A 22,427-nucleotide genomic window follows, 5' to 3' on the forward strand; every position below is an offset into this window, starting at 1 on the left:
TTACCGCGGCTTCGGTTCGTCGTCCGTCGGCGGGCAGGTAATGACGAGGAAGGTCAGCGTGTCGGTGCCCGTACAGTGGAATTCATGCACCACGCCAGGCGGGATGTAGGTGACGTCATTGGCACGCACCAGGCGTCGCTCGCCGTCGACGGTGAGAATGCCCTCGCCGCTTAGCACGTGATAGATCTGCTCCTGCACCTTGTGCGAATGGCTTTCCACATGCGCACCTGGCTCATAGCAGGAGATGCGGTGGTCGAAGAAGCGGCTGCCGACAGTCTCGGGCGTCACGATCGCCTTCGACAGCGCCTGATTGAAATGGCCGGGATACTGGATCCAGAGCAGCTCACCGAGATTGCGGGTGACCGCGTATTTCTTCTGGCCGGCATCGGCGAAGGCGTTCGGTTCGGGAGAGACGAAGGTCATTGAAGTGCTCCTCAAGAGAATGCAGGCAGGCCGGCAAGCAAATGCCGCTGGTCATATTCTGCGACGAATCCCAGGCGTTCGGCTGCATGGGTCAGATCGTAAAGCGGCGCGAACGGCTGCTTGGCATAAATCTCCGGCGCACGGATCTCGACGCTCCCGCCATGCAGCCGGCGCAAGCGATCCAACGTCGGTTCCGGCGACAGCGTCACTTGTGCCGAGAGATAAAAGCGCTCGAACGCGCCGGGTTGCATCGGCAGTTCGAAGGCGAGCCGGAACGCACGGGCGAGGTCTCTGGGATCGATATGGTGATGCAGCGGCCCGCCACCGGCGGATGATGGCCCACCGACCATTGGGCCACGGTAATTGTCGGGATCCTTGGCGCGGGCAACGATCTCACCGACCATGTCGGGATAGGCGACGAATACGGTGCGCAGCGCCACCACCGACATCCCGCGCAAGGCGTAGGCGCGAACCAGATCCTCGCCCGCCACCTTGCTGACGGCATACGGATCGGTCGCCAGCAGCGGATGATCGAGATCGAGCGGCGCATAATGCGGCGCCAGCATCTTGCCCTCGCGCACCGTATAGCCGGCGACGGAATCACTAGAGCAGAACACCACGCGCTTGACGCCTGCCGCCTCTGCCGCATCGAGCACCGTGTAGGTGCCGAGCAGATTGACGCGCATGATGGTCTGGCCATCGCCCGACCAGATATTCGGGATAGCTGCGATATGCATGACGGCATCGGCACCGGCCGTGGCGCGCTGCACGAGCTCGGGTGATGTCACGTCGCCGACATGCCAGTCGATGTCGGCATCGCCATGGCGCCGGTCGAGACCGCGCACGCTATGGCCATGCGCCAGCAGGTCACGAACGACGAAGAGGCCGAGCAAACCGGCCGCGCCGGTGACGAGAATCGTGCTCATGCGCTCGCTCCTGCCTTGCAGGGCGCGAAGCCAAGCAGCTCCAGCGCCCGATGACTGCGCAGGATCGCGGCGTCGGGATCGTGGTCGAGAATCTCCAGCGTCACAGCGCCTTCGAAACCGACGGCATCGAGTGCCTTGACCACGTCCGCAAAAGGCACGGTGCCAGTGCCGATCGGATCATGCCGCCATTTGTCCTGGCCGGTATCCGAGAAATGGACGATGCGCAGCAGATCGGAAAGCTGCCTGACGCCAGCAGCGGGATCTTCATCGATGAAATGCGCATTGGCAGCATCGTAACAAACGCCGATGGCCGAAGACGTGAAGCCACGCACGAAGCGTTCCAGCGCTGCGGCATCAGGGAACGCCGCGAACGGCACATTTTCGATCGCGAGACCAACGCCGCGATCCTCGGCACGCGGCAGAAGTTGCGAGACCCCCTCGCCGACCCAGGCGAAGCGGTTCTCGACGCTCGGCGGAAATAGTGGGCTCATCCGGCCCGGCACCACCACAACCGTCTCGGCACCGATATCGGCCGCAAGATCGATGGTGTCTTCGAACATCCTCACCGACGCCGCGCGGGCGCGTGAAAATGGACTGGCAAGATTGTGATCGAGGCTCGGCAGGTTGATCGCCGTCTTAGTGGCACCGATATCCTGCAGAACCGCACGTAGCTCGCGCCGTGCTGCCGACCCAAAATCGTCGAATGACAGATGCGGCGGCTGCAACAGGAACTCGATCTGACGATAGCCGAGCTTACCCAGACGGCGCACGCAGTCCACCGCCGGGATCGACCAGATATAGCCGTAGGTGTTGACGCCGATGTCACGTGCCATCAGACGGCTCTCAGGCTCGGAGTAAGATCGACGGCTTTGGTGATCCCCAGCAGCCGCTCCTGCAGCGCGACATCCGCCGCCAGCGTTTCCGCGTCGCCACTGAAGGCCACCTTCCCATTGACCAGGACATAAGCCCGATCCGCCATCGCCAGCACGCTCTCGGCATGATGTTCGACGATCACGAGGCTGGCCTTGGTGGTGAGCTTGGCCACGGCTTCGCGCACTTCCTGCACGACCGCAGGCGCAAGACCTTCGAACGGCTCGTCGAGCAGGATCAGCCGGCTCGGTACCATCAGTGCGCGCGAGATCGCCACCATTTGGCGTTCACCGCCGGACAGATTCTCGGCACGCTGTCGCATCAGGAGACGCAGCTTTGGAAACAGGTCACAGATCTCTTCCTGCGAGGCGCCTCCACGGCGTGCCGCAAGCTTGAGGTTTTCCTCAACGGTCAGGTTGGGGAACAGACGACGCCCTTCAGGCACCAGCGAGATACCGAGACGATTGATCTCGTCAGGACGCAATCCGCCGATCTCCTTGCCGTTGAAAGTGATACGTCCGGACGACAGCGGCAGCACGCCAGTGATGGCGCGCAGCGACGTGGTCTTGCCGACGCCGTTACGACCGAGCAACGCAACAACCTCGCCCGGCTGCACCGTGAGGTCCAACCCATCGAGCACCGTGCCACCGCCGTAACCGGCGCGGACACCCTCGACCTTGAGCAGCGGAGCCGCGGCAGTACCGATCTTTGGGATCGAGCGATCGGCAGCCGCGCGTGGCGGCGGAAGCGTCTTGCCATGGGCGCTACCGAGATAGGCGGCGATCACTTCCGGATGCCCTGCCACTTCGGCCGGCTTGCCATCGGCGATCAGGCGGCCCTGATGCAGCACAGTGATGCGGTCCGACATCGACAACACGCGATCGATATCGTGTTCGATCAGAAGCACTGCGTAGGATTTTGCGAGGCGCTGGATAAGTTGACCGACGACCTTGCGGTCGGATTCTGCCAAGCCTGCCAGCGGCTCATCGAGCAGCAGCAGCTTCGCTTCGGTCGCCAGCGATACGGCGATCTCAAGCAGCCGCTTTTCGCCATGGGCAAGCGATGCACAGGCCTCGCCTGCCCGATCCGCGAGACCCACGGCATCGAGCAGCGACCACACTTTGGCATTCGCGGCATCGTTGTCGTAGGCATCCCGCCAGTAACCGCCCCATTGCCGCTGCGCGGCCTGCACAGCGATACGCACGTTTTCGAACGCGGTCAGGTTAGGAAATACGCTCAGGATCTGGAAAGAGCGCGACATGCCGAGCCGGGCCCGCTTATGCGAGGCCAGATTCTGGATCGGCTTGCCTTCGAACAGCAATGCGCCTGAATCGATCCTGTGAACGCCGGTCAACAGGTTGAACAAGGTCGTCTTGCCGGCCCCGTTCGGACCGATCAGACTGTGCAAGCCAGTCCGGCTTACTTCCAGCGAGACATTGGCCTGGGTGACGATCGAACCAAAACGCTTCGAGACGTTCTGAATCACAAGGATCGGCGTCGATTCCTGCTGACTTGCTACCTCCGACACCAGCGGCGCTATCGTCGCCGGCCGTTCAGGAATGACGGCACGCGTCAGCGTCCAGCGGTTACGGCCGATGACGCGCTGGAAGATGCCCTGCACGCCCTCATGCGAGAGCAGCGCGAAAGCGATGATGATCGGCGCGAAGAACAGCCACCAGTTTTCAGTGAAGGCGCTAAGGCGGTCTTCAAGCGTGATGAAGATGATCGCGCCCCATAGCGGACCGAGGAAGTGATGTACGCCGCCCAGTGCCGCCATCAGCACGGGATCGCCGGCATGCTGCCAACTGAGATTGTTGGCGTAAACGCCCTGCAGCAACAGCGACATCAGCCCGCCGGCGACACCGATCACGCCGCCCGCCACGATCAAAGCGATCAGCTTTGTGCGGTACGTGTCGAAACCCAAACTGATCACGCGTTGCTCGTTGTCACGGATGGCCTGCATCAGGCGCCCGAAGGGCGCGTGGACGAGGCGCCACATGACCCAGCAGGTTCCGATGACCATCACCAGCGAGAAAATGTGGAACGACATCGCCGAGCCGAACAGCGGACGCTCCACATTCTGCAACCCATTTTCGCCGCCGGTCACAGCGGTCCACTTGAACGCGATTTCGAATGCGATCTGCGAACAGGCCAGCGTCAGCAGTGAAAAGTACAAACCGCGACGGCGCAGGATGATGGCGCCGACAACCAGCGCCAGCAGTAGCGAGAACACGATGGCAATGACCATGCCGGTAAGTTCGTTACCGCCGAGCATGCCACCGCCGATGGCGAGTGCGTAGCTGGCGCAGCCAAAGAAGAACGACGCGCCAAAAGGCACCAGGCCGAGATAGCCGATCAGGAAGTTCACACCGCCGGCATAGAGCGTATAGACGGCGATCTGCGTGATGCGATGGATCGGCATGCCGGTGGCCAGCGCGATACCGGTCGCGGCAAGGAGCACCACCGTCATAACGACGATGGGGTGATCCCAAAGACGGAACAGGATTGAGCGATTGGTTGTCATTCGAAGCGCTCCCAGCGCTCGCCGAACAGGCCACGCGGCCGGAGCAGCATGATTGCAAACATTAGGGCATACATCGAAGCTGCAGCAGCTTCGGGCTTGAACTGAATGGTGAGCGACGTGACGATGCCGACCGCAAGACCGGCAACCACCGCACCACGGAACGAGCCAAGACCGCCGATCGCCACCACCACAAAGGCGGGCATCACAGCATTGGCGGCCATCGACGGCGACACCGTCCACAGCGGTGCCGCCAGCACGCCGGCAATGGCGGCAAGCGCGCAACCGAGGCCGAATACGGCCGTCAACACGCGCGGCAGGTTGATGCCGAGCAACTCGACCATTTCAGGATCGCGGCTGCCGGCACGAAGAACGCGACCGTAAGGCGTCCATTCCAGGAAGGCCCACAGACCGAGTAGCGTGGCTATCGTGGCGCCGAGCACGGCGACGCGGTATTTTGTAATCAGCAACGGGCCGATCTCGACGATGCCAACCAGGAACGGCGGTGGATTGAACGGTTTGCCGTCCGCCCCCCAGGCGAAGCGGATCAGCGCTTCAATGAGGAGAGCCAATGCAAACGTCACAATCAGACTGAGCAGCGGCTCCTTGCCGTAGAGGCGACGAATGATTGTCACCTCCACCAGCATGCCGACCAGACCGACCAGAACCGGCGCAAATATCACCGCCGGCCAGCCAAACAGCTGGAACAGCTCCCATGCCGCATAGGCGCCCAGCGCGAAGAACGCGCCGTGCGCAAAGTTGATCACACCGAGCAATCCGAACGTGATGGAAAGTCCCACGGCAATCAGGACGTAGATAAAGCCAAGGACGAGTCCATTGGCCGTCTGTGAGACGAGGGTATCAAGCATGTTTCCACCCGTTCGGAAGCTATGACGCGACGAGAAGAAGGGTTGCTATGCCGGCTCAGAGAGCCGGCATGTTGCAACCAACTTCTTCCTTGGTGCCGAATGCCTTCTCGGTATCGGCAGCTGATTCGGACGTGTTCTTCAGCACATCGAAGTAATCCCACTTGTCGGAGATCTGCTTCTTGACGCCGACGATGACCGCAGGGCGCACCATCTGGTGATCCCAGTCGCGGAAGAAGAACGGGAACGCCTCTTCCGAGTTCTTCCACTTCTCGAGCTCCGTCACGATCGCCTTGGCATCGGTCGACTTGGCGGCTTCGATCGACTCGAGCAGAGCGCGCATACCCATCCAGCCGGACCAGGTCTTGTCCGATGGCGGCTCGTTGTACTTCTTCTGGAAGTCAGCGCTCATCTTCTTTTCGGCTTCGGTGTTCTTCGTATTTTTGAAGTACCAGGGCTTCACATAGATGCCGGTCGAAGCCTGGGTGCCGACATCCCAGAAATCGGTGTCGGTGACGGCGATCGCCGCATACGGGATCTTGTCCTTCATCCCCATCTCGTTCCACTGCTTCAGGAAGTTCGAGAAGTCGCCGCCCACGAGACCGCCGACAACCACGTCCGGCTTCGCCTGACGAATTTTCAGAATGTAAGAGCTATAGTCAGCGGTGTTGATCGGCACTTCATCGACGCCAACTTCGGTTGCGCCGACCTTCTTGAGCAGCGCGCGCGACGCACGCAGGATGTCCTGGCCGAACGCGTAGGACGCCGTGATGAAATAGACCTTCTTGCCGATCTGCGAGACATACGGCATCAGGCCTTCCATCTGCACAGGCACGGTGGCCTGGGTGCGGAAAGTGTAGCGGCTGCAGCTCTTTCCTGTGATTTCGCTGGCGGCGGCGCCGGTGAGGATCAGCGGAATCTTCTCACGATTGGCGACGCTCATCATAGCCAGCGCCGACGAGCTGTAATTGCCGCCAACCACGGCGACCACTTTATTCTCGTCGATAAGGCGCTGCATGTTCTGCTGGGAGACCTGCGGATTGGGTTCATCCAGCCAGACCAGTTCGATCGGGCGCCCGAGCACCTTGCGGCCAGCCTGCTCGACGGCAAGCTCGCTGCCGCGCTGCAGGTATTGACCGATCGCAGCACCTGGGCCCTGCTTAGAATAGATCAGGCCGATGCGGATCGGTTCGTTGGACTGAGCATTCGCAACCTCGCTCAATCCAAGACCGGACAGTGCTGCGACGCCCGCCATCGCACATATGAAGGACCGTCTATTTGCGTTCATTCTCATCATCCTCATTCCCTCCGGTGGTTTTTGCTTTGTTTTTGTCTTAGGTCGTGCGGTGCGGTTTGCCAAAGACCGGTTCCTTGTAGGGAATAGGAGGCAGCTCCCATGTGCCGGTCGATGGCGGCCGCACTTCTGAGTCGACATGCAGATCGATGACGCATGGCCGACGGTTTTTGATGGCAGTTTCCACGGCGCCGCGGAGATCCTCGCTGCGCGTGACGGTCACGCCGTCCGCACCGCAGGCACGTGCCCAGGCGGCGAAGTCGGGATTGTAGCGATCACCGCCGGGGCCCTGATTGCCCTTGTAGAAGGCGGTACCGAATTCACGTCCTTCGAACAGCCCGTATTGCAGATCGCGGATCGCGCCCCAGGCGAAGTTGTTCCAGACGATCCAGACGCAGGGCAGATCATATTCGACGGCCGTGGCGACCACATAGGGTGCCATCATGAAACCACCGTCGCCGACAACCGCCACGCAGGGACGATCGGGAGCTGCGAGCTGTGCGCCTAGAACGCCGCAGACGCCGAAGCCCATCGACGAATAGCCCCAACTGTTGAGCATGCTCTGCGTGCGCTTGGGCTTCCAGAACTGCATGAACCAGTTGTGATGCACACCGGAGTCGAGCGACAGGATGACATCATCCGGCAGTACGTCGAGCAGCGCGCCGACGACATATTCCGGACGGATCGGCGTGGTCACCGCGCTGAAATTCGGCCGAATGAAGGCTTCCCATTCAGCGGTCCAATTCGCGACTTCCTCACGCCATGCTCCAAAACCTTCGCGCGTGATCTCGCGGCGCTTCGGCAGCGCGGCGATAAGCTGCGCTGCGAACACCTTGGCATCCGCGATGATGCCGAGGGTCGGCGGATAGTTGCGGCCCAACTCTGCTGGATCGATATCAACCTGAAGCAGCTTCGTGCTTGGGAAATTCCAGGAATAGCCGGGATGCCAGCTCGACGACGAACGATCGTCGAAGCGCGTGCCGATACAGATCACAAGATCCGAGAAGCGTCCGGCCTGGTTTGCGGGATAGGCACCGTTGCGACCGATGAAGCCGAGCGTGAGCGGATCATCCGCGGGAACGCAACCCATGCCATTCGGCGAAGTGATGACCGGAATGCCGAGCTTCTGCTGCAGCTCGGAAATCTCCGGGCCGGCTTCAGCAAGCGTCGTGCCGTGCCCGATGAAGAAGACCGGACGCTTGGCCTGCGACAGCAGATCGAGCGCGATCTTGATGTCGTTGTCGCTGGCGCTGGGGCGATGACCGCCATGCACATGAGACAGCGCCGGCAGTTCGACGTCATCCTCTTCCTGGAAGACGTTGTAGGGGATGTCGAGATTGACCGGCCCCGGACGGCCCGTGACCATCGTATCGAAGCCCTGGCGCAACGCGAGCGGAAGCATGTCGACGCGGCTTGGCTGGAACGAGCGCTTTACGACGGGGCGCAAAACCTGGGCGAAGTCCGACTGATTGTGCGCGTAGAGTTCCTGAAACGGGCCGCGATTGGCTTGCGAGGTCGGCACGTTGGCGGTGATCGCCAGAAAGGCAGATGAATCCGACAGAGCAGTCGCCAGCGACATCACCATATTGGCCGATCCCGGCCCGGTCGACGTCAGCGTTGCAACCGGCTGATGCTTCACGCGAAAATACGCATCCGCCATATGCCCGGCGCACTGTTCATGACGCGGCGAGATCAGCTTGATCTTGTCGCGCACAGCGTGCAGCGCATCCAGGATGCCGACATTGCCGTGTCCGCAGATCCCGAAAACGAAGGGCACCTTCTGTTTGACGAGATATTCGGCGATAACTTCGCCACCCTTCATCTTAGCCATTACTTCTTCCCATCTTTTTTTTGTTCAAGGCTCTCAGGCCAGGATGGTGACCATACGTTCTTCGCTCATCTCCCGGATAGCGTAATGCGGACCTTCGCGTCCGAACCCGCTGTCCTTGGAGCCGCCATAAGGCATGACATCGACGCGCGAGCTCGGTGTCTCGTTAATGTGAACGCCGCCGACCTGCAGCTTGCGCGCGGCCTGCAGTGCAACATCGATACGCTTGGTGAAGATGCCGGTTGCAAGGCCGAACGGCGTTGCATTGACGCGTGCAATCGCCTCGTCGATCGCGTCGAAGGGAGCGATGCACAGCACCGGCCCGAACACTTCCTGGCAACCGAGTGGCGTGCTTGCATGAACATCCGTCAGCAGCGCCGGAGGAACCACAGCACCTTTGCGCTCGCCGCTGACAAGAAGACGCGCGCCACGTTCAACCGCGTGCGCAACCCACGACTCGATGCGCTTGGCCGACGCTTCGCTGATGACGGGACCGACCACCGTCGTGTCATCAGCCGGATCGCCATAGGGCAGCGCCTTGACCAGCGGAACAAGGCGATCAATCACCTGCTGCAGCAGCGGACGCTGTACCAGCAACATCTGGATCGAGGTACAGACCTGCCCTGCCTTGCGATAGCTGGCATTGATCACCTTTGGCAGCGCCACATCGAGATTGGCGTCATCGCAAATGATGCAATGCGCGATCGAACCGAGCTCCATCTGTGTCCGTCGCAGTCCGGCGGCCGACTGAATCGCGCGGCCGACTTCAGTGCTGCCGGTGAAGGCATAAAAGCGGACCAATGGCTCTTCGAGCAACCACTGCGCCACCTCGGCATCGCCATGCACGACCGACATCAAACCTGCCGGCAGGCCTGCTTCGAGGAGACATTCCGCCATGATGCAGGACGACATCGGCGTATGCAGCGACGGCTTGAGAACCAGCGCATTGCCGGCCGCGAGTGCCGGACCCACTTTATGCGCCACAGTATTGAGTGGCGCATTAAACGGTGTGATGGCGCAGACTACGCCGAGCGGCACGCGGAGCGTGAAACCAAGACGTCCGGCCTGCCCGGCGGCCCCTTCGATCGGGACCGTATGACCGCGGAAATTCCGCGCTTCCTCGGCCGACAGCCGGAACGTGTTGGCCGTGCGCTGAACCTCGCCCATCGCATCGCGGCGCGGGAAACCCGCCTCCTTGCCCAACACATCGGCGAGTTCCGACGCCCGCTTCTCGATCAATGCAGCGGCACGTTCGAGGATGGCGCCGAGCTCATGCGGCGTCAGTTTGCTGGCCTGAAATGCGGCATCAGCCGCGGCAATACAGTCCGAGATTTGTTCGCGTGACGGCAATTGAGCCTGCATGCACGGCATGAGATGGAACTTGTCCATCACTGCCACGGCCTTCGCGCCATTCGTCCAGTGGCCACCAATCAGCAGCCGGCACGTTGGCAAATCCGCCGCAGTTTGCGGGGCCAAGGCATCCGCCATTGCGTTCAACTCCCTCAGATTTTCTTGTCTCATTGCGGATTAGAGCCGAATTGACATAAGCGAAAATACTGATTTGCATTGGGTGCTATAAGGGATGCATATAGCTCCTCCCAAGTTCCTCCTTTCGCCGGTGTCCCATGGATCTGCGTCAGCTGCGTTATTTCGCCCAGATTGTTGAAAGCGGGAGTCTTTCAAAAGCTTCGCGTTGCCTGTTCGTGGCGCAACCGGCGCTGAGCCAACAGCTGGCCAAGTTGGAGGACGAAGTCGGTAAACCGCTCCTGAACCGCTCTGCGCGCGGCGTCACACCAACGGACAATGGGCTCGCGCTCTATCACCACGCACGCTTCATGCTGCGCCAACTCGACCAGGCCCTGTCGATTGCGCGCCAGGAAGCCGGTGAGGTCCGCGGCATGGTCTCGCTCGGCCTGCCATCGACAACGCTAGTCGCACTCGGCCTGCCATTGATGCGACGAATTCACGAGAAGTATCCGGGCGTTCTTCTCAATGTCGTCGAGGGGATGAGCGGGCACATCGCGCAGATGATGCGTCTGGGGCAGCTGGATCTGGCGATCCTCTTCACCAACGATGTTTCGTCGAAGCTCGACGCCACCGCACTGCTGGATGAAGAACTCTTCGTGCTGCTGCCGCGCGACAACACGCTCGTGCCGGCCGATCAAACCAGCATCACGGTCGCCGATGTCGCCAAACTCCCACTCATTCTCCCCACCAGCACACACGGCCTGCGGCGACGCGTGGTGGCGGAACTCGAGCGTCGCGATCTGACGCCGCATGTCGTTGCCGAGATCGACTCACTGACCTTGCTGATGAACTGCGTCTATGACGGGATGGGCGTCACGATCAAACCGATGTCAGCCCTTCAACATGAAGGCGAGCGCGGTCGGAACTGGCGCGCCTTGCGCATTTCCGACGCCAATCTCGCGCGCCGCAATTACATCTATTCGATCGGAAAGAGCTTGATGTCACCTGCGGCATCCGCGGTCGCGATTGAACTTCGCGATACGGCGCAGATGCTGGTGACGTCGGGAACGTGGCAAGGCGTCTCGCTAGTGGAACCTAAACAAGAGAGTCAGAGCGTGTTGCAGGTAGCGGCCGAGTGAATGGCGAGATCAACGACGCTGTGTTACGGCAATGTCGTCGATCCTTGGTTCTCAGCTCCACCGCAACGTCCGCTTTGCGCCAGAAGAATCCATCGGCACAGTTCTGCACCTGACCAGGCGCCGCTGCCGTTTCGTCTTCGATCTAACGAGACGGCACGAAAGCGAAAAACGCGATCCAACAACGCTTCCAGACTGTCGATATCGTTGCGAAATCGCATCCTAATACACCTCAGCAGCCCGAAAGCGCGGCTACCCCTGGCGTCGCCGTGGCACCCGTGGCATTGGCAGCCGCCATCATTCCGGGGGCGGCAAGGTTCATCGAGACGGTCTCATTGCAGGCCGTCGCATTCGGTGTAGGCATCGTCGCCGACGGGGCGATACTGGTATCGCCGAGGATGGCAGTCGGCGCCTCAAGCGTGCCGGGCAGGACGCTGGAAATCAGCGGAGTGGTGAGCGGCAACGATGAAGGGTCGCTTGGGCTGGTATTCCCGTTCAGGATACAGCTGCTGGAGTCCAGCGGGCTACCAACCGGCGTGGTCGGGGTGACCGTACCGGTCGCGCTACCGAGATTCGTCGTCGAGATCGTTCCCAGGGCGGCGGCGGGTGTCGCCGCACTTGGCGCTGTGGTTGGCGCGCAATTGATAACGGCGCCCGGCGTTGTTGGGTCCGACGCCAGCGGCACCGGAGCCAAGCTGGTATCCGCCGCCCCCGGAAGCGTCGCCGCGGAGAACGGACTCGGGCCGTTGAGCGGCGAGGAAACCATCGTACCAGGAGTGGTTGGAAGCCCCATCGACGTCGTGCCCATGGTCGAGACCTGCGCCAGAACCGCATCGCAGCCCAACAGCGATAGCATCAAAACGCCCAACAGTCGCACCATGGCTACGTTTTCTTTCCTGCTCACGCCGCCTGCTTGTGGGCCTTCACCTTCTGACCTTCGGCCAGATTCACCATCGGATTCAGTACCACCTCGTCGCCTGCCTTGATGCCATCACGCACTTCCAACGAGGTGCCAAAATCGCGCGCGATGACGATCTTGTGCATATGGACGATGCCGTGCTCGGCTACGGCCACTTGCGTGCCCCCGGCGTTGAAGATCACAGCATCTGCCGGCACGATAAAGGCCGGCGTCTTGCGCGGAACGTGCAGATCCACGGTGCAATAGATTCCCGGGCTGAGAGCCCCGTCCGGATTGGGGATGTCGACTTCGGTCAACAAGGTCCGGCTGCCGGGCTGCAACGCAGAGGCGATCCGCGTGACCGTGCCGTCAAACACCCGATTCGGAATTTCCGGAACGTGGACGCTCGCTTTCACGCCGGGAGTCACACCGAACGCCGCGTCCTGCGGCACGAATAGCTGAACGCGGACGACATTGCTGTGCATCAGCGTATACATGAACGTGGATCCGGACTGAACCAAGCTGCCATTGTCGATATTGCGCTGGGTGACAACCCCGTCAAACGGTGCGACCACGCGCTGATAGGCCTTCTCCTGCGTGAGAATCCGGATCTGCGCCTCTTGCGCGGCGATATTGGACTGCGCAACTCCGACCGCCGCCTGCTGGGCCGCCAGTGTCAGCCGGTCGTTGTCGCCCTGCTGCAGCGTCAGCCAACCCTGCTTCACAAGCCTGCTGTCCCGGCCGTTGGTGGCGTCCGCCAGATCGCGGCTGGCCTGTGTCTGCTGCAACGCAGCCTGGTTCTGCTTCAGCGTGGCCTGGGCTTGAGTGATTTGATGATCGAGTTCCGGCGCGGTGATTTCGGCCAAAAGGTCGCCGGCCTTGACCCGATCGCCAATGTCAACATAGCGCTTTTCAACATAGCCGCTGGTGCGGGCAAAGATATTCGCCGCTTCGAACGCCGTGGTGGTGGCCGGTAGTGAGATGTCGTTGCTGACGGTGCTGTCGCTGATAACCGCGACCTTTACGTCCGGGATGAGATTCCGGAGTTCCTTTGCTGTGTCCGCAACGGCCTGCTGCGCCTGCTCATGCCGCCAGAAGCCGAAGCCGAGACCGCCGCCGAGTAACAGCAGGACCGCCAGAACCAGCATCAGCCGGGCCTTTGAGCGAGGCCGCACCGGCGGCGGATCCGCCTGCCGATTTACCACGGACGGCCCCTCCTGCGTCCGCGCCTCATGCAACCTCTGAATCCCGGTCATGAACTAGCCTCCTCAAAGACGCCGTGTTGCGGCTGGCCGTCGACGCGTTTGCGCAACAGCGAAAACAAGTACGGCACGATCAAAAGCGTGGTCGGCGTCGCAAACAGCAATCCGCCGATCACCGCGCGAGCGAGCGCTGCATTCTGTTCCTCCCCGGCGCTGCCGATCGCCATAGGAATCATGCCGACGATCATCGCCGCAGCGGTCATCAGCACCGGCCGGATCCGGGTGTGGCCGGCTCTGATTGCGGCCTCGAACGCAGAATGGCCCGCGAGTTGCTGCTCGCGCGCGAAGGTAACCAACAGGATCGAATTCGCCGACGCCACGCCGACTGCCATGATCGCGCCCATCATCGACGGCACGTTCAGGGTCGTACCCGTGATGAACAGCATGGTGACGATGCCGGTCAGCGTCGCAGGTAGCGCCAGCATCACCACGAACGGGTCGCTAAAGTTCTGGTAGTTCACCACCATCAGGAGGTAGACGAACACGGCAGCGAACAGCAAACCGATACCGAGGTTGACGAAGGCATCGTTCATGCTCTGGATCTGCCCCAGTACGACAATGCTGTTTCCGGGCTTCATCTCCTTCTGCAAATCGGCCGTTACCTTGTTGATGTCGGCGGAGATCGCGCCGAGGTCGCGGTCCTGTGCGCTGGCATAGACGTCGTAGACCGGCTGTACATTGGCCTGGTTCAGGTTGGTGGGCAGCGGCTCGCGCTTGAAGGTCGCGACGTTGCTGAGCATTCCCGGCACCGGCTGGCCGCCGACGGTCAGCGTGCTCGACACCGGCGTATTGCCGTAGGCGTTGAGCGAATTGACTCGGTATTCGGGTGTCTGCACGGCGAGATAATAGGGAATTCCAGATGTCGGATCGGTCCAGAAGTTCGGCGACACCTGCGACGAGGAACTCAGGCTGACATTGATATTCGTCGCAATCGTACTGGCATTGAGTCCCAGCTGCGCCGCGCGGGTGCGGTCGATCTCGGTATAAAATGACGGCGCGTCAGTTTCCTGCTGAAGATGCGCATCGACAATGCCGGGGATCGCCGCGATGCGCTCCCGTAGCTTCTGCGCGATGGCAAGGTCACCGGGATCGTATCCGACGGTCCGGACGTCAATCTGCGCCGGCAGCCCGAAATTCAAAATCTGCGTTACGATATCGGCGGCCTGGAAGTAGAACACCTCTTCAGGGAATGCGGCCGGCAGCACTTCACGCAGCTTGCGGACATAATCCGCCGTAGGCTTGTGACCTTCTTTGAGCTCCACCTGGATAATGCCGTCATTGACACCGATGGTTGAGCCGTCGGTAAAGGCAAGATTATAGGGTCGCGCAGGCAGGCCAATATTGTCGACGATCAGACTGCGCTCGCTCTCCGGAACGATCTGGCGGATCTTGTCCTCCACCTGCTGAAAGATTTTTTCGGTGGCGTCGATCCGCGTACCGGCGGGGGCACGGACGTGGAGCTGGATCTCGCCGCCGTCGATCAGCGGGAAGAAATCGCGGCCGACTGAGACCAGCATGACGCCGCCGAGGCCGATGATCAGCACTGCAGCCACCGGCACGGCGACGCGATTCTTGAGTAACTGGGTCAGCAGCGCAACGTAGCCAGTACGCGTCCGCTCGAAGCCGCGCTCGAACGCACTCGACAGCCGCGCGAACAGCCCCTTCGGATGGCCATCGTCTGGGCCGTGCTTTTCGTACCGCAGCAGCAGCCCGATGGTGATCGGGGTGAGCGTCCGCGACAGGCCGTAGGATGCCAGCATGGCGAATACGACCGCCAGGCCAAGCGGCGTGAACAGATATTTCGCGGGGCCATCGAGGAACACCACCGAGGTAAAGACGCAACTGATAGCCAGCGTCGAGACCAGCGTCGGGATCGCGATGCCGGCTGCGCCATGCAGGGTCGCGTCCGGCAGCGCCATGTGCTCCTCGGTCAGCAGCCGATGCGTGTTCTCGATCGTCACCGTGGAATCATCGACCAGAATGCCGACCGCAAGCGCGAGGCCGCCCAGTGTCATCGTGTTGAGCGTCTCGCCGAGGAAATACAACACGACGAGCGACGACAGGATCGCCAGCGGGATCGAGATCATCACCACAAGCGTTGAGCGCCATGATCCCAGGAAGAGCAGGATCATCAGCGCCGTCAGGCCGGCTGCGATCGCACCTTCGTGCAGAACGCCCGTCACCGATGACTTGACGAATACGGACTGATCGAACAACTCGTTGATCTTTAACCCGGCGGGCGCTGCTGCCCGCGCCTGTTTAAGCACGTCCTTGACTGCGTTGACCACGGTCAGCGTCGAGGCGTTGCCGTTCTTGATGATACTCAACAACACCGAACGCCGGCCGTCCTGACGCACGATATTCTGCTGCACTGCCGACCCGTCGCGAACCTGGGCAACGTCTTTCAGAAAGATCGTCGCGCCGTTGACAAACTTGACCGGGATCATGTTGAGGTCAGCGATGCTGGCCGGTGTTGCGTTTGTACGCATCGTATACTGCTTGTCGCCGATCTTGGCCGTTCCGGTCGGCAGCGTCAGGTTCTGAGTGTTGACCGCGTTGACGACATCGAGCGGCGTCAGTCCGCGCGACAGCAGTTTATCAGGATCGAGATCAACCATAATCTGGCGATACTTGCCGCCCGCCGGCGTAGGTAGCGTCACGCCATGCACCGGCGCCAGCTGTTGCCGGACCCTGTAGATGCCGAAATCATACAACTGCTGTTCGTTCAGCGTATCGGAGTTGAGGCTGAGCTGCAGCACCGGAACGCTGGAGGCATTAAATTGCACCACGATTGGCGGCTGGATGCCAGGCGGCATCAGCGCACGGATCGCATTTGTAGCCGAAACGATCTGCGAAATTGCGAGGTCGAGATTAACGTCGGGTTGGAAGTAAATCTTCTGAATCGAGAGCCCGTTCAGAGTCTGTGCTTCGATATTCTTGATGCCGTTGACGTTGGCGCTGATGGAGTACTGGCTGTAGGTCGAGACCCGATCTTCCATCTCAGGTGTCGAGAGCCCCGTGTAGCTCCAGATCACCGTTACGACGGGAATTCGGATCTCTGGGAAGATGTCGGTCGGCATCGAACGGATGGCAACACCTCCGAGGAACAGGATCAGCACCGCCACCACGTAATAGGTATACGGAAATCTCAGTGCAAACCGCACGATGCCCATTGCTCGCTCCCAGATAGTCCGTCCGTGGATGAATCCTACGACTGCCCCTAAGCGCCGCGTGAAAGCTGAACCTCAGCAGCGGCAGATGTTCAGTGACTTATCGAGTTGTTCGTCGAGCAGATGCTGCCGCGCATCGAACGTTGAAAGTCGCTGCTGTTCGTCCGCGTTCGCATCTTCGTCTGACAGAAAGCCATTCGGGGTCGGCTGGGCGTGCCCCGCCGGAGCCGGCAGGGGTTTCGATGCGATGATCGACTCACGAGCCATAGCAGCATTCGGAGCTGCCGCGATGGCGATCAACGCGATGAAGACTGCTGACACTACTGGCGTGAGATTTGGGTGCATTGGATCATTCCTTCCTTGGCGCCAGACCGGATTGGCGATCCAGCGGCGCGCCATCGTTACGTCTTTGGAAGAAATAGTGATGCGATGCCACGGGCCAACTAAATAACGATTTAGGAAACGGTGCGCCGAGCAACGGACAGCGATCTCGCGGCGATGTGATCGCGGTCTAAACTTTTATCTCGGAAGCGTCAGGGAATCCGATTTCGATCACACATCCCTCCCCCGAAAAGATCGTCAACCGAAAGCCGTGCAATTTGGCAATCGTGGCAACAAGAGTAAGGCCAAGCCCAAGACCTGGTGTCTTGCGAAACGCATCGGAACGGTAGAACCGCCGCAGCACCGCACTACGCTCATGTTCGCTTATCCCCGCGCCGGTGTCCGTGATGCGCAGGATACTCTCGCCGTCCCCGGACACCGTCGTGATCTGGACCTGCCCACCCCGCGGCGTGAACTTGACGGCGTTATCGACCAGATTGGCGACCGCTTCCATCAGCAGGTCACGATCTCCCTCCACGATCGGGGCATGAACGATATCGGTGCGCAGCGTGATGCCCTTGTCTTCGGCGATCGGCGCATAGAGATCGCGGACCTCGTGCAGCAGTTCCTCCAGTGCGACCTTGCCGAACCCGGTGGAGCGACGGCTGTTCTCGATCTCGGCCAGCCTCAGAAGCGCCGCGGCAATCGCTAGCGACTGGTCCATGCTCGCGATAGCCTTGTCGACCACAGATCGCAGTTCGGGCAGCGTCCTGGCGTTGTTCCGGCCGCGCTCCAGCGCCAGGCGTGCCCGGGTCAATGGGGTCCGCAGGTCGTGCGCGATGTCATTGCCGACTCCGGCAATCGCGTGGATCAGCGTTTCGATCTCGTCCAGCATGCTGTTGACCATGCCGGCGAGTTGAGTGAACGGATCGCGACCGCGATTGACCGGGAGCCGTTCGTGCAGACTGCCCGCCACGATGCGCTGAATGCGCTCATTAACGCCGGAGATCCGACGTTCGGCGCGCAGACTGAGCAGTGCGCCCAGCGCGAGGCATAGCAGCAGAGCCGGGATCAGACCGAGAGCCAGAGCCTGGCTGACAACCATCAACAGCTGAATCGCCTCATCGACATAGCGGCCGATCACCAATATCTCGCCGTCCGGCAACTGCTGGCCGATGGCCTGAACGGTTATTTGCTCCGGGCCAGCGGGGCGCTGCCTTATGATCTCGACAGTCTGCACTGTGGCATCCAGCCGCAGCGTCGCCGGCGGGCGCTCGAGATTGCCGGCGACCCGGCTTCCATCCGCCCGGAACAGGCCGATGAAATGCACGTCGCGCGAATCCTGGCTGAGTTGAAGATGAAGCGCGTCGAGCCTGCGTTCATTCGGCAATGCCGCCACCGTTTGCAGCTGCAAGGCGATGACATGGTCGGAGCGGGTCACTAGCAGGCGGTCGGTCTTCCAATAGATGAAGCCGAACAGGACCAGCACGAACAAAGAAAGCGCGACAGCCGCGACCGTAGCGGCGCGGAAGGTTGAACTACTCGCAAACTCGGCCAGATTCATCGCGTGAGCGGCCCGTGAGGGACATTTGGACCGCCAACATAACGGATTTCCCGCGCTTGCACGATTCGTCATCGTCCGCCGGAATGACGCAATTCAATGCGTTGCCAGCGCCGGGGCGCGGGTGTGACGTAGATCGTGCGAAAGCTTGCGCGCCGCCGACTGCACCTTCTCGAACGCCCGCTGCTCGATCTGGCGGATCCGCTCGCGCGACAGCCCATAGTGCTGCGCGAGGTCTTCGAGCGTATCCGGCTCGTCGGCGAGATAACGCGCCTCGAAGATGTGCCGCTCGCGCGCATTGAGTACGTCGATCGCGCGCACCAGAACCTGACGTCGATGATCGATTTCGTCCTGCTCGACCGCGATCAGCTCTGGTGTGGGCGCCTGGTCGATCAGATAGTCCTGCCACTCGGTGGCGCCCTCGTCATCGTGCACCAGCGCGTTGAGCGAAGCATCACCGCCGAGCCGACGGTTCATGTCGACGACGTCCTTCTCGGGCACGCCCAGATCGGTGGCTATCAGGGTCACCTGGTCGGGCCGCAAGTCGCCGCCTCCCAATGCCGAAATCCTGCTCTTGGCCGAACGTAGCTTGAAGAACAATTTCTTCTGACTCGCGGTGGTGCCGATCTTCACCAGCGACCATGAGCGCAGGATGTAGTCCTGGATCGCCGCACGGATCCACCACACCGCGTAGGTGGAGAAGCGGAATCCCTTGTCCGGGTCGAACCCGTCAAGGGCCTGCATCAGGCCGAGATTGGCCTCCGACGTGATCTCCGACAGCGGCAGGCCGTAACCACGATAGTTCATGGCCATCTTGGCGGCGAGGCGCAAGTGGCTGGTGACAAGTTGCTCGGCTGCAGTACGGTCACCATGATCGCGCCAGCGTATCGCCAACACGTATTCCTGCTCGCGCTCGAGCATCGCAAAACGCCGGATGTCGGTTCGGTAATTCAGGGCGGTGCCGGCTGCCGCGGGCGACCGCAGCCCGATCCGAGTCGCCAGACCAGACGCCGGTGTGGAATACTCCGTCGACGTTCCATCGGTATTCATGTCAGCCCCTCCGCTATGATTGATCTGTTGCTGATCGATGTCCGGGGCCGATGTCACGGCCTTTGCGGACGATCCTGAAAAGATAGCGGCGGCGATCACGGGAACCATTAAATTACAGGTTAAGGATATAAATTCGAATTCAGGTTCGGCTTGCAGCACGAACAAAGCCGGCGTGACGTGGCTTCCGCAACGTCACGCCGGCGATGCCTTGCAGGACGGTTCGTCAGCTGCAGCCGGCGACCCAGGGATAATGGTTGGGATGCAGCGGGCCGTAAACATACGGACAGCCGTAGCCGTAGTCATCGTAGTAGCCCGGGAAGCCGAAGCCACGGCCGGTATGTCTGACGAGGTGATGTCCGGCAAAGGTGTGCGATCCGAATCCGCCTCCTCCGAAACGCTGGCCGCCTATTCCACCTACATGACCGGCGGCGATGCCGCCTGCCATATGGCCACCGCCGACACCGGGTCCGAAGCCGCCCATGTGACCACCACCGAAGCCGCCGCCAAAGCCGCCCATATGGCCGCCACCGCCGCCGAAACCACCACCGTGGCCTCCACCACCACCGCCGCCGCCCGCATCAGCGGCGGTAGCCAGCAGACTCAATGCCAGCGCAGCCGTTGCGAATACCTTGAATGTACGTCCTTTCATGATCTCATCCTTTCCATCGATGCCGCTGTTGCCGTGAACATCCATCCGGCGTCTAGGCAACAGCGCGATCTACGAAACATGGTGAGCGGGTACGGCGAGGCGATTAAAATGCGCTTTAGACAAATCACCTTTCCGGCAATGGACAGGCGATCTCCGCGACGCAGCCGGGACCGGTCGACAACGTCAGCCGGAAGCCGTGCAGCTTGACGATCGCGGAAACCAGGCTGAGGCCAAGACCAGTGCCGACGGTCCTGCGGCTCTTGTCGGAGCGATAGAACCGCCGCAGCACCGCTTCGCGCTCGTCTTCTCCAATGCCCGGACCGGTGTCCGATATTCTGATAATGACATCGCTGGGCCCTCGCACGAGCGCCAGCCGGACGCATCCGTGGGGCGGCGTGAACTTGACCGCGTTATCGACCAGGTTGATGACGGCCTCCTGCAGCAGATCGCGGTCGCATCGGACAATGGCATCGTCGTCGACATCGACGCGTAGGCTGACCTGCTTGTCTTCAGCGATCGGTTCGTAGAGGTCGCAGGCCTCATGCAGCAAACCCGCCAGCACCACATCGCCGAACCCCCTGCGGTCACCATAATGTTCGATCTCCTGGATACGCAGCAGGCTGGTGATAATGGTGAGCACTTCGTCAACGCCAGCGATCGCGCGGTCGGCGACCGCCTGCAGGTCCGCGACCGTCGTGGCATTGGCGCGGCCGCGCTCAAGGCCGACGCGGACACGGGTCAGCGGCGTGCGCAGATCATGCGCGATCTCGTTGCCGGTCCCCGCCATTTCGGTGACCAACACCTCGATCTCGTCGAGCATACCGTTGGCGATGATCGCCAGCTTGTCGAAAGGGTGGTCGAGGTTGGCCGTGGGAAGTCGCTCGCGCAGGTCAGCATCAATGATACGCCTGACCTGCGCATGGAGTTCATCGACACGACGCTGCACCCGCAGGCTGAGCACGCCACCGATCGCCAGGCTGAGGGCGCCCGCCACCGGCAGACCGAGCAGCAGGGCGCGGCCGATCGCTGCCGCCAGTTCCTTGAGTTCACCGCTATGGCGGGCGATGACCAACACTTGGCCGTCGGGCAAGCGGCGACCGATGGCGCGCACGGACATCGACTCCGGTTTGCGCGGATCGATCCTGACCACCTGCGTCGCATGAATCCGAGCGTCGATCGCCAATTGCGGCGGGATATCGCGCAGATTGCCGGCGATCCGTTTTCCGTCGGCGGTAAACAGACCGGCCAACCGGGTCCGACGCGGATCGGCCGCCAGGCGGTCCTCGATGGCGATGACCCTGCGCTCCGGCACGTCCGAAGCGATCGCCTGGCTCGCCTCCGCGATCGAAGCGTCCATGTCGGCCCGCATCGAACTGCCAGCCTCCCAGTACACGAAGGCTGAAAACAAAAGAATGCAGAGCGCAATCGCAATGGACGTCCACCGGAACGTCGTCGTGCGGACGAAATCAGGAAGGCGCACGAAGAATAAATCCTGCGCCGCGAACATTATGGATCATCGGCGGATCGCCCGGCGTGTCCACCTTGTGCCGCAACCGCCCCATATGGACATCGACAAGATTAGTGTCTGGGACGAATTTATAGTTCCAGACCTCCTCCAGCAACATCGCCCGCGTCAGCAGCTGCTCGTTACGCTGCATCATGTATTCGAGAAGGCGGAATTCCCGCGGCAGCAATTCGATCTCCCGCTCGCCACGCCGCGCGGTGCGTTCGATCAGGTCGAGTTCGAGCGGTCCCACCCGCAACATGGTTTCCCGCGTTTCGATTGGACGGCGCAACAGGGCCTCGATCCTCGCCACCAGTTCGACGATCGCAAAAGGCTTGGTCAGATAGTCATCACCGCCCATACGTAATCCGCGGACGCGATCATCGACCGCTCCAAGCGCGCTCAGGATCAGCACGGGCGTGCGAATCTGGTCATGCCGCAGCGCCTCGACGATGGTGAGTCCGTCCATTCCCGGTAACATGCGATCGACGATCATCAAGTCCGGCTTGATGAAGCGGGCCTTGTCGAGTCCCTCGATGCCGCTCGCGGCATGTTCGACCTCGAAGCCGCGCTGCGTCAGTTCGGCCACGAGTTCCTCGGCGGTCTCACTGTCGTCCTCGATCAGCAGAATCTTGGTCATCTGGAGTATCTCGGGCACCGTTTGATCTGAAGACACGATAA

18 protein-coding genes are annotated in these 22,427 nt (G+C 61.3%); 1 reads left to right on the forward strand and 17 read right to left on the reverse strand.

All coding sequences use genetic code 11. The features are described from left to right. The 8 genes from A4A58_RS24415 to A4A58_RS24450 are packed head-to-tail and all read right to left on the reverse strand — an operon-like array spanning position 1 to position 10,216. Positions 1-423, reverse strand: coding sequence for a cupin domain-containing protein (locus tag A4A58_RS24415; RefSeq protein ID WP_068737056.1), 423 nt, complete (start codon positions 421-423; stop codon positions 1-3). A gap of 11 nt (positions 424-434) precedes the next feature. Next, on the reverse strand, positions 435-1,349 hold the full coding sequence (locus tag A4A58_RS24420; protein WP_068737057.1) for an NAD-dependent epimerase/dehydratase family protein: 915 nt from the start codon (positions 1,347-1,349) through the stop codon (positions 435-437). Then, positions 1,346-2,182, reverse strand: a complete 837-nt coding sequence (locus A4A58_RS24425; RefSeq protein ID WP_068737060.1) for a sugar phosphate isomerase/epimerase family protein — start codon at positions 2,180-2,182, stop codon at positions 1,346-1,348. Before A4A58_RS24425 ends, A4A58_RS24420 begins: the two co-directional genes overlap by 4 nt. After that, complete coding sequence (locus tag A4A58_RS24430; protein ID WP_068737062.1) at positions 2,182-4,743, reverse strand: branched-chain amino acid ABC transporter ATP-binding protein/permease; 2,562 nt, start codon at positions 4,741-4,743, stop codon at positions 2,182-2,184. The genes A4A58_RS24425 and A4A58_RS24430 overlap by 1 nt, the downstream gene beginning before the upstream one ends. Next, positions 4,740-5,609 carry a branched-chain amino acid ABC transporter permease gene (locus A4A58_RS24435; RefSeq protein WP_068737064.1) on the reverse strand — a complete coding sequence of 290 codons (870 nt, stop codon included), beginning with the start codon at positions 5,607-5,609 and terminating at the stop codon, positions 4,740-4,742. The genes A4A58_RS24430 and A4A58_RS24435 overlap by 4 nt, the downstream gene beginning before the upstream one ends. A 55-nt stretch (positions 5,610-5,664) precedes the next feature. Further along, the gene (locus A4A58_RS24440; protein ID WP_244499860.1) at positions 5,665-6,894 is read right to left on the reverse strand and encodes an ABC transporter substrate-binding protein; all 1,230 of its coding nucleotides are present in this window, start codon (positions 6,892-6,894) and stop codon (positions 5,665-5,667) included. A gap of 46 nt (positions 6,895-6,940) precedes the next feature. Continuing rightward, the gene (locus A4A58_RS24445) at positions 6,941-8,731 is read right to left on the reverse strand and encodes a thiamine pyrophosphate-binding protein (protein ID WP_068737068.1); all 1,791 of its coding nucleotides are present in this window, start codon (positions 8,729-8,731) and stop codon (positions 6,941-6,943) included. Positions 8,732-8,764: 33 nt separating this feature from the next. Continuing rightward, the gene (locus A4A58_RS24450; RefSeq protein WP_068737070.1) at positions 8,765-10,216 is read right to left on the reverse strand and encodes an aldehyde dehydrogenase family protein; all 1,452 of its coding nucleotides are present in this window, start codon (positions 10,214-10,216) and stop codon (positions 8,765-8,767) included. A 137-nt stretch (positions 10,217-10,353) separates the two neighbouring features. On the opposite strand from A4A58_RS24450, the gene A4A58_RS24455 reads away from it, so the two are divergent. Next, positions 10,354-11,334, forward strand: a complete 981-nt coding sequence (locus tag A4A58_RS24455; protein ID WP_068737072.1) for a LysR substrate-binding domain-containing protein — start codon at positions 10,354-10,356, stop codon at positions 11,332-11,334. Between the two features lie 229 nt (positions 11,335-11,563). On the opposite strand, the gene A4A58_RS24460 is transcribed toward A4A58_RS24455, so the two are convergent. The 9 genes from A4A58_RS24460 to A4A58_RS24500 all read right to left on the reverse strand — a co-directional run bounded on the left by A4A58_RS24460 (position 11,564) and on the right by A4A58_RS24500 (position 22,386). Further along, positions 11,564-12,211, reverse strand: coding sequence for a hypothetical protein (locus A4A58_RS24460; RefSeq protein ID WP_139069934.1), 648 nt, complete (start codon positions 12,209-12,211; stop codon positions 11,564-11,566). A 20-nt stretch (positions 12,212-12,231) separates the two neighbouring features. Next, the gene (locus tag A4A58_RS24465) at positions 12,232-13,485 is read right to left on the reverse strand and encodes an efflux RND transporter periplasmic adaptor subunit (RefSeq protein ID WP_068737076.1); all 1,254 of its coding nucleotides are present in this window, start codon (positions 13,483-13,485) and stop codon (positions 12,232-12,234) included. After that, entirely contained in the window at positions 13,482-16,664 is a 3,183-nt protein-coding gene (locus A4A58_RS24470; protein ID WP_068737078.1) for an efflux RND transporter permease subunit, read from the reverse strand. Before A4A58_RS24470 ends, A4A58_RS24465 begins: the two co-directional genes overlap by 4 nt. Before the next feature lie 72 nt (positions 16,665-16,736). Further along, complete coding sequence (locus A4A58_RS24475; RefSeq protein WP_068737080.1) at positions 16,737-17,060, reverse strand: hypothetical protein; 324 nt, start codon at positions 17,058-17,060, stop codon at positions 16,737-16,739. Between the two features lie 112 nt (positions 17,061-17,172). After that, positions 17,173-18,546: a sensor histidine kinase gene (locus A4A58_RS24480; protein ID WP_068737082.1), complete on the reverse strand. Its 1,374-nt coding sequence runs from the start codon at positions 18,544-18,546 to the stop codon at positions 17,173-17,175. 93 nt (positions 18,547-18,639) lie between these two features. Beyond that, on the reverse strand, positions 18,640-19,593 hold the full coding sequence (gene rpoH / locus A4A58_RS24485; RefSeq protein WP_081422060.1) for an RNA polymerase sigma factor RpoH: 954 nt from the start codon (positions 19,591-19,593) through the stop codon (positions 18,640-18,642). A 223-nt stretch (positions 19,594-19,816) separates the two neighbouring features. Next, positions 19,817-20,242, reverse strand: coding sequence for a hypothetical protein (locus tag A4A58_RS30945; RefSeq protein ID WP_068737459.1), 426 nt, complete (start codon positions 20,240-20,242; stop codon positions 19,817-19,819). Positions 20,243-20,366: 124 nt separating this feature from the next. Beyond that, positions 20,367-21,749 (reverse strand): sensor histidine kinase, encoded by a 1,383-nt coding sequence (locus A4A58_RS24495; RefSeq protein WP_068737084.1) that lies wholly within the window; start codon positions 21,747-21,749, stop codon positions 20,367-20,369. Beyond that, on the reverse strand, positions 21,709-22,386 hold the full coding sequence (locus A4A58_RS24500) for a response regulator transcription factor (protein ID WP_068737461.1): 678 nt from the start codon (positions 22,384-22,386) through the stop codon (positions 21,709-21,711). Before A4A58_RS24500 ends, A4A58_RS24495 begins: the two co-directional genes overlap by 41 nt. Between the last annotated feature and the right edge of the window lie 41 nt (positions 22,387-22,427).

Origin of the sequence: Tardiphaga robiniae (assembly GCF_001618955.1) — a bacterium.
Lineage (GTDB): Bacteria > Pseudomonadota > Alphaproteobacteria > Rhizobiales > Xanthobacteraceae > Tardiphaga > Tardiphaga robiniae_A.